Origin of the sequence: Tahibacter caeni (assembly GCF_024609805.1) — a bacterium.
Classification (GTDB): Bacteria; Pseudomonadota; Gammaproteobacteria; order Xanthomonadales; family Rhodanobacteraceae; genus Tahibacter; species Tahibacter caeni.
The window spans coordinates 1-6742 of sequence record NZ_JANFVR010000265.1 but is presented as its reverse complement, the minus strand read 5'-3'; the positions used below and the strand labels follow the sequence as shown (position 1 = coordinate 6742).

The following is a 6742-nucleotide window of genomic DNA, read 5'->3' as shown; positions in this document are numbered from 1 at the left end:
CGACGCCGGCCGCGCTCGTCGACCGGCTCGCGGCGCGGCTGCTGCACCGGCCGCTCGCGGACGCGGCGCGGGATCTGCTCGTCGCCTATGCGGCGGCCGGCGCCGATCCGGCGCAGCCGCTCGCACCGGCTCGGCTCGATGCGACCGCGCGCGAGCTGGCCGCGCTGCTGCTCGCATCGCCGTACCACCAGTACCGCTGAGGACAGGACCATGGCCCGCAACGAATCCCGCCGCCGCTTCCTCAAGCTCGCCGGCATCACGGCCGGCCTGCCGCTGCTCGGCTCGCGCCGCCTGTTCGCTCAGAGCACGACGCCTGTGCGCGACGTGCTCGTCGTCGTGTTCCAGCGCGGCGGCATGGACGGACTCAACGTGGTCGTGCCGGCCGGCGATGCGGCCTATTACGACCGCCGCCGCACCGTGGCCGTCGCCGAAGCCGACGTGCTGCCGCTCACCGGGCAGGCGCGTTTCGGCCTGCACCCGGCGCTCGCGCCGCTGCAGCCCCTGTATGCGGCCGGCGAGCTGGCGCTCGTGCATGCGGCCGGCGGCCCGACCGGCAGCCGCTCGCACTTCACGTGCCAGGATCTGCTCGAGCGCGCCGTGTTCGACGGCTCGGGCCTGGTCAGCGGCTGGCTCAACCGTCATCTCGCCGCGCGCGGCGCGGCGTCGGATTTCCAGGGTGTCGGCATGGGCACCTCGGTCGCGCGATCCTTGAGCGGTCCGGCGCCGGTGCTCGGCATCGACACCTTCGACGGCTTCGCGCTGCACACGCGCTCGCCGCGCGCCGACGCGCTTGAGGCGACCTTGCAGCAACTGCATGCCTCCGGCAGCAGCCTCGACACGGTCGCGCAGACCGCGTTCAGCGCGATGGCCGAACTCGAACAAGCCGATCCGGCCCAGTACGCGCCGGCCGACGGCGCGGTCTATCCAGCGACGCCGTTCGGCCGCCAGCTGCAGCAGATCGCGCAGCTGATCAAGGCCGGCGTGGGTCTGGAGGTCGCGACCGTCGACATCGGCGGCTGGGATCATCACGACGACGAGTTGAATCGTCTGGCGCCGCTGCTCGCCGAATTCGCGGCCGCGGTCGCGGCGTTCCGTACGGACCTCGGCGCGGCGATGGAGCGGGTCTGCCTGGTCAGCATGAGCGAGTTCGGCCGGCGCGTCGTGCCGAACGCCTCGGGCGGCACCGATCACGGCAAGGGCAATTGCCTGTTCGTGCTCGGCGGCGGCGTGGCCGGCGGCCAGGTGGTCGCCGACTGGCCCGGGCTCGGCGAGGCCGATCTCGACGACGGCGATCTCGCGATCACGACGGACTATCGCGTCGTGCTGCGCGAGCTGCTGCGCAAGCGTCGCGGCGAGGCCGCGCTCGACCAGGTGTTTCCGGGCTACGGCGATCCGCGCGAGCTCGGCCTGTTCCGCGGTTGAGCCTATGGCGGCGGCGATGCTGCCGCGGCGACCAACAAAAAGGGCCGCTGGTCAGCGGCCCTTCATGCATTCCGGCGTCTGCCGTGGTCTCAGCGCTGGCGCGCCTTGAAGCGCGGGTTGCTCTTGCAGATCACGAAGACCTTGCCGCGGCGGCGCACGACCTTGCAGTCGCGGTGACGCTGCTTCGCGGACTTCAGCGAATTCAGTACTTTCATGGGGTAGCTCCTCGAAACAGCTTGCACAAAGACGCGCGAGAATAGCAGCCCGCCGCCGGCTTTGCAAAGCGCGGCCGGGAATCGGCGACGCGAGGACCGGCGAGTCTGCCGCAATGCCGGCGCCGGGCCAAGTCGCGCAATATTTACCCGGGCGATATTGACGGAATCAATATAGTCCGGGTAAATTTCCGGCCGTCCACCGGAGATCCCCCTCATGCATCCTCTCGCTCCTATCTATTGCATCGTGTTCCATGGCCGGCGCCGCATCGCGGCGGGACCGCTGGCCGACGCCGTCCGCAGCAGCTGCGAACAACTGGCCGACCGCGTCGCCGAGACCCAAGTGTTCGACGCCGAAACCAGCAAGCCCATCGACGTGGACTGGCGCGGCGACGCCGACGAGGTCGTCGCGCGGCTGCAGCCGGTCGAGACCGGGCCGCCGGCGCGCGGCCGCCCGAGGCTCGGCGTCGTCGCGCGCGAGGTGACCTTGCTGCCGCGGCACTGGGAATGGCTGGCCGAACAGCCCGGCGGCGCCTCGGTGACCCTGCGGCGTCTCGTTGAACAGGCCCGCCGCGAGGACGGCGGCGGCAACCGGCGCCGCGCGCAGGAATCGGCCCATCGCTTCATGACCGCGATGGCCGGCGACGAACCCGGCTACGAGGAAGCGTTGCGTGCCCTGTTCGCCGGCGATGCGGCGCGCTTCGAGACGTTCACGGCGACCTGGCCCGACGATGTCCGGGATCATGCGCGGCGGCTGGCCAGGCCTGCTCTCGCCGGCGAGGCGTAACCGGAGCGGTGCGGTGCGGGCGGGAATGGGGAATAGGGAGTAGGGAGTAGGGAGTAGGGAGTAGGGAGTAGGGAGTAGGGAGTAGGGAATCGCAGGAGCCGCGTGACGCCGGGCTCGATCCCGCACGCTCGAGAAATCGAGCATCGGAAACGCAGAGCGAAGAAGCAGCGAAAAAACTCTGCGGCGGAAGGAAAGTCGTCACTCAGAACCGCCGGTTGCTTCGGCCCTGAATGCCCAATCGGCCGGAGGGCATGGGCTGGGCTGCGCTGCCCACCGATTCCCCATTCCCGATTCCCGGCCTTTACCGCCTATACGCCTGCGCAAGCGTATTCAGATGCAGCCGCTCCGCATCGCGCAGGAACGGCGCGATCAGCAGCATGACCTGGTAGATGCCCTGGTTCAGGTCTTCCTGGCTCGGGTCGGCGCGCGAGTTGCGCACGGCGTTGAAGTTCAGCCAGAACGTCGTCAGCAGCAGCACGTTCTCGGCGCTCGCGCGGATCTCGTCGGCGGTCGCGCGCAGGATCTCGGCCTGGGCCAGTCCCTTGAGGACTTCCGACGCGCTCGTCGCGGCGCGGTTGAGCATGCGGCCGAAGTGCAGCTTGAGCTTGCGGTTGCGCGACAGGATGTCGACGAGGTCGCGATACAGGAAACGATAGTCCCACATGCACTCGAAGACGCCGTGCAGCTGCATCCAGATGTCTTCGAGGTTCGGCAGGCGTTCCTGCGGCACGCGCAGCGCCTCGTCCATGCGCGTCTCGTACGCCGCGAACAGCTGCTCGACGATGTCGTCCTTGTTGCGGAAGTGGTAGTAGAGATTGCCGGGGCTGATCTCGAGCTCGTCGGCAATGTGATTCGTCGTCACGTTGGGTTCGCCCTGGGAGTTGAACATCACCAGGGCGATTTCGAGGATGCGCTCGCGCGTACGTCGGGCCATCAGCGATCTCCGCGCAGTCCGCGCCACGCCGCGTGCATCAGCCGCCCAGCTTCTTCACGAGGTCGACGTATTTCTGCATCGCTTCTTCGGGCTTGGTGCCCTTGAGCTTGGCCCAGGCCTCGTACTTGGCCGTGCCGACGAAATCGAAGAAGCCGGGCTTGGGACCCGACACGTCGCCGGAGGAACCTTGCTTGTAGAGGGCGTACAGCTTCAGCAGCGTGTCGTTGTCGGGGCGCTCCGGCAGGCTCATCGCCTTCTTCGCCGCTTCCTCGAATTTGCTGGTCAGGTCGGACATGGCTCGCTCTCGGGGGATCGGTTCCCGCATCTGCACGTGCGGTGAATGCGAGCTTGTATCACGCGTCCCCAGGACGGTCAACGCGACTTGCGGGCTGTTGCAGCGCGTGCTCCAAGCCCGCTTGGAAAGCGATCCGCGGCGGGACTATCTTATGCTCCGGAAGGAGAGACGTGAGGGAGAGGGATGCGCTGCGGCGTCGCGCGATGCGGATGCCGGCGGCGCATGGCCGGTCGCTCATCGCTGCGGGCGGCAGGCCCGTCTCAGGCGCGCCGCGATGCCGGTGCGAAATCGCAAGGGGAAACGAATGACCTATTTCGTCACCGGTGCTACCGGCTTCATCGGTCGTCATCTCGTCGCCAATCTGCTCAAGCGCAAGGGCACGATCTACTGCCTCGTGCGCAAGGGCTCCGCGGACAAGTTCGAACAGCTGCGCGAGAGCCTCGGCGCCGACGAGAAACGCCTGGTCGCGGTCACCGGCGATCTGTCCAAGCCGCGCCTCGGCGTGACGCCCGCCCAGCTGAAGACGCTGACCGGCAAGGTGCAGCACTTTTTCCATCTCGCGGCCTTGTACGACCTGACCGCCGACGCGCAGAGCCAGCACGTCGCGAACATGGACGGCACGCGCCATGCGATGGAGCTCGCCGACGCGGTCAAGGCCGGCTGCTTCCACCACACGAGCTCGATCGCCGCGGCCGGCCTGTATCCGGGCGTGTTCCGCGAGGACATGTTCGACGAGGCCGAGGAGCTCGACAATCCGTACTTCCGCACCAAGCACGATTCCGAAGGCCTCGTGCGCAAGGAATACGCGCGGCCCTGGCGCGTCTATCGTCCCGGCATCGTCATCGGCAATTCGGCGACCGGCGAGATGGACAAGATCGACGGCCCGTACTACTTCTTCCGCCTGATCAAGAAACTGCGCCAGACCCTGCCGCCGTGGATGCCGACGATCGGCCTCGAGGGCGGGCGCCTGAACCTCGTGCCGGTGGACTGGGTCGCCGCGGCGATGGACCACATCGCGCACAAGGCCGGCCTCGACGGCCACACCTTCCACCTGACCGATCCGGCGCCGCGGCGCATCGGCGAAGTGCTCAACGTGTTCGCGCGCGCCGGCCATGCGCCGCAGATGACCATGCGCCTGGATGCGCGCATGTTCGCGTTCATTCCGCAGGGCATACGTGCGGCGCTCGGCAGCCTGCCGCCGATCAGGCGCTTCACCAGCGTGATCCTGCGCGACTTCGGCATACCGCGCGAAGTCATGAAGTACATCAACTATCCGACGCGCTTCGACTGCCGCGAGACCGAGCGCGCCTTGAAGGGATCGAAGATCAGGCTGCCCAAGCTCGAGGACTACGCCTGGCGCCTCTGGGACTACTGGGAGCGCCATCTCGATCCCGACCTGTTCGTCGATCACTCGCTGAGCGGCAAGGTCAAGAACCGCGTCGTCGTCGTGACCGGCGGTTCCTCGGGCATCGGCAAGGCCGTCGCGCTGAAGATCGCCGCGGCCGGCGCGAAGATCGTCATCTGCGCGCGCGGCGAGGACGAGCTGGCCGCCGCGAAGAAGGAGATCGAGACCGCCGGCGGCAGCTGCTTCACCTACGTCGTCGATCTCTCCGACATGGCCAGCTGCGACGCGTTCGTCAAGCAGGTCGTGGCCGACCACGGCGGCGTCGACGTACTCGTCAACAACGCCGGCCGTTCGATCCGCCGCTCGATCGCGCTGAGCTTCGACCGCTTCCACGACTTCGAACGCACGATGCAGCTGAACTACTTCGGCGCGCTGCGTCTGATCATGGGCTTCCTGCCGGCCATGTCCGAGAAGCGCCGCGGCCACATCATCAACATCTCGTCGATCGGCGTGCTGACGAATGCGCCGCGCTTCTCGGCCTACGTCGCGTCGAAAGCCGCGCTCGATGCGTTCTCGCGCTGTGCCCAGGCCGAGTATTCCGACCTCGGCATCCATTTCACGACGATCAACATGCCGCTCGTGAAGACGCCGATGATCGCGCCGACCAAGATGTACGACCACGTGCCGACCCTGTCGCCGGAAGAGGCCGCCGATCTCGTCGTCGAGGCCATCGTCGAGCGTCCCGTGCGCATCGCGACGCGCCTGGGCATCTTCGCCTCGATCCTCTATTCGCTGGCGCCGCGGGCCTACGAGATCATCATGAACTCGGCGTTCCGCCTGTTCCCGGATTCGGCCGCGGCCAAGGGCATGGCCGGCCGCGCCGAACTGGAGCAGCCGACCAACGAGCAGATCGCCGTCGCCGCGCTGATGCGCGGCGTGCACTGGTAGCAGGGCAGGCGGAACCGGTCCGTGCCGGTTCCGCTCGCGCCGGATCGGACCACGGCCGCGCGTCGCGAACGCGGAGCCTGCCGTTGCAGGTCCCGGCGACCTGCCGGCCTGCATCGGCGGTGCGAACTAATGCCGTTGCCGCGCCCGCGGCCGCCGCCGACAATCGCGGCTGATTCCTCCAGGAAGTCCGCGATGCGCGAGCCCGACCGCTTCATTCACATCGCCCTGCACGGCGCGGCCGGCCGCATGGGGCAGGCGCTGCTGCGCGCGGCGGCCGCGCGCCGCGATCTCGGCGTTTCCTCGGCACTGGTGCGGCCCGGTTCGCCGCTCGTCGACGCGCCGCTGCGCCAACTGCTCGGCGCCCAGGCCGGCGATCTCGAGTTCCGTGCGGCGCTGGACCCCGACACGCCGGTCGACGTGCTGATCGACTTCAGCGGTCCGCAGGCCTTCGAAGGCGCGCTCGCGCTCGCGCGCGAGCGCCGCGTCGCCTTCGTCAGCGGCACGACCGGACTGTCCAGCGCGCAACTGGCCGAACTGCGCCGCGCGGCACAGGCCATACCGGTGCTCTGGGCCTCGAACTTCAGCCTCGGCGTCGCGCTGATGCTGCGCTTCGCACGCATGGCCGCGCGCGTGCTGCCGGAATGGGACTGCGAGATCGTCGAGATGCATCACCGGCGCAAGCTCGACGCGCCCTCGGGCACGGCGCTGAGCCTCGGCGAAGCGGTCGCCCAGGGCCGCGGCATCGCGCTCGACGCGGTCGCGGCCCACGAGATCGGAAGAGCAGAGGAACGGAAGAGCA

General features: G+C 68.6%; 8 protein-coding genes. 5 read left to right on the top strand and 3 right to left on the bottom strand.

Features of this window, described 5'->3' with window-relative positions; genetic code table 11:
- On the top strand, nt 1–200 hold a 200-nt coding region (locus NON22_RS18190; protein ID WP_257388370.1), incomplete at its 5' end, for a hypothetical protein.
- A 10-nt stretch (nt 201–210) separates the two neighbouring features.
- Nucleotides 211–1422 carry a DUF1501 domain-containing protein gene (locus NON22_RS18185; RefSeq protein ID WP_257388369.1) on the top strand — a complete coding sequence of 404 codons (1212 nt, stop codon included), beginning with the start codon at nt 211–213 and terminating at the stop codon, nt 1420–1422.
- Nucleotides 1423–1511: 89 nt separating this feature from the next.
- Here NON22_RS18185 and ykgO read toward each other — a convergent pair whose 3' ends face one another.
- Nucleotides 1512–1637, bottom strand: coding sequence for a type B 50S ribosomal protein L36 (ykgO, locus tag NON22_RS18180; RefSeq protein ID WP_133821755.1), 126 nt, complete (start codon nt 1635–1637; stop codon nt 1512–1514).
- Between the two features lie 214 nt (nt 1638–1851).
- Here ykgO and NON22_RS18175 point away from each other — a divergent pair, with 214 nt between their 5' ends.
- Complete coding sequence (locus tag NON22_RS18175; protein WP_257388368.1) at nt 1852–2421, top strand: DUF2239 family protein; 570 nt, start codon at nt 1852–1854, stop codon at nt 2419–2421.
- A gap of 301 nt (nt 2422–2722) precedes the next feature.
- Here NON22_RS18175 and NON22_RS18170 read toward each other — a convergent pair whose 3' ends face one another.
- Together NON22_RS18170 and NON22_RS18165 are read right to left on the bottom strand one after the other, a co-directional pair.
- Nucleotides 2723–3355 (bottom strand): TetR/AcrR family transcriptional regulator, encoded by a 633-nt coding sequence (locus tag NON22_RS18170; RefSeq protein ID WP_257388367.1) that lies wholly within the window; start codon nt 3353–3355, stop codon nt 2723–2725.
- Nucleotides 3356–3392: 37 nt separating this feature from the next.
- Entirely contained in the window at nt 3393–3650 is a 258-nt protein-coding gene (locus NON22_RS18165) for an acyl-CoA-binding protein (RefSeq protein ID WP_257388366.1), read from the bottom strand.
- Nucleotides 3651–3954: 304 nt separating this feature from the next.
- On the opposite strand from NON22_RS18165, the gene NON22_RS18160 reads away from it, so the two are divergent.
- Together NON22_RS18160 and dapB are read left to right on the top strand one after the other, a co-directional pair.
- Complete coding sequence (locus NON22_RS18160; RefSeq protein WP_257388365.1) at nt 3955–5943, top strand: SDR family oxidoreductase; 1989 nt, start codon at nt 3955–3957, stop codon at nt 5941–5943.
- 192 nt (nt 5944–6135) lie between these two features.
- Nucleotides 6136–6742, top strand: a 607-nt coding sequence (dapB, locus tag NON22_RS18155) for a 4-hydroxy-tetrahydrodipicolinate reductase (protein ID WP_257388364.1), incomplete at its 3' end; no start/stop codon positions are given.

Bases quoted from the DNA above. Each gene is read 5' to 3' on its own strand.
- NON22_RS18185 (WP_257388369.1), top strand. From the start codon at position 211: ATGGCCCGCAACGAATCCCGCCGCCGCTTCCTCAAGCTCGCCGGCATC.
- ykgO (WP_133821755.1), bottom strand. From the start codon at position 1,637: ATGAAAGTACTGAATTCGCTGAAGTCCGCGAAGCAGCGTCACCGCGAC.
- NON22_RS18175 (WP_257388368.1), top strand. From the start codon at position 1,852: ATGCATCCTCTCGCTCCTATCTATTGCATCGTGTTCCATGGCCGGCGC.
- NON22_RS18170 (WP_257388367.1), bottom strand. From the start codon at position 3,355: ATGGCCCGACGTACGCGCGAGCGCATCCTCGAAATCGCCCTGGTGATG.
- NON22_RS18165 (WP_257388366.1), bottom strand. From the start codon at position 3,650: ATGTCCGACCTGACCAGCAAATTCGAGGAAGCGGCGAAGAAGGCGATG.
- NON22_RS18160 (WP_257388365.1), top strand. From the start codon at position 3,955: ATGACCTATTTCGTCACCGGTGCTACCGGCTTCATCGGTCGTCATCTC.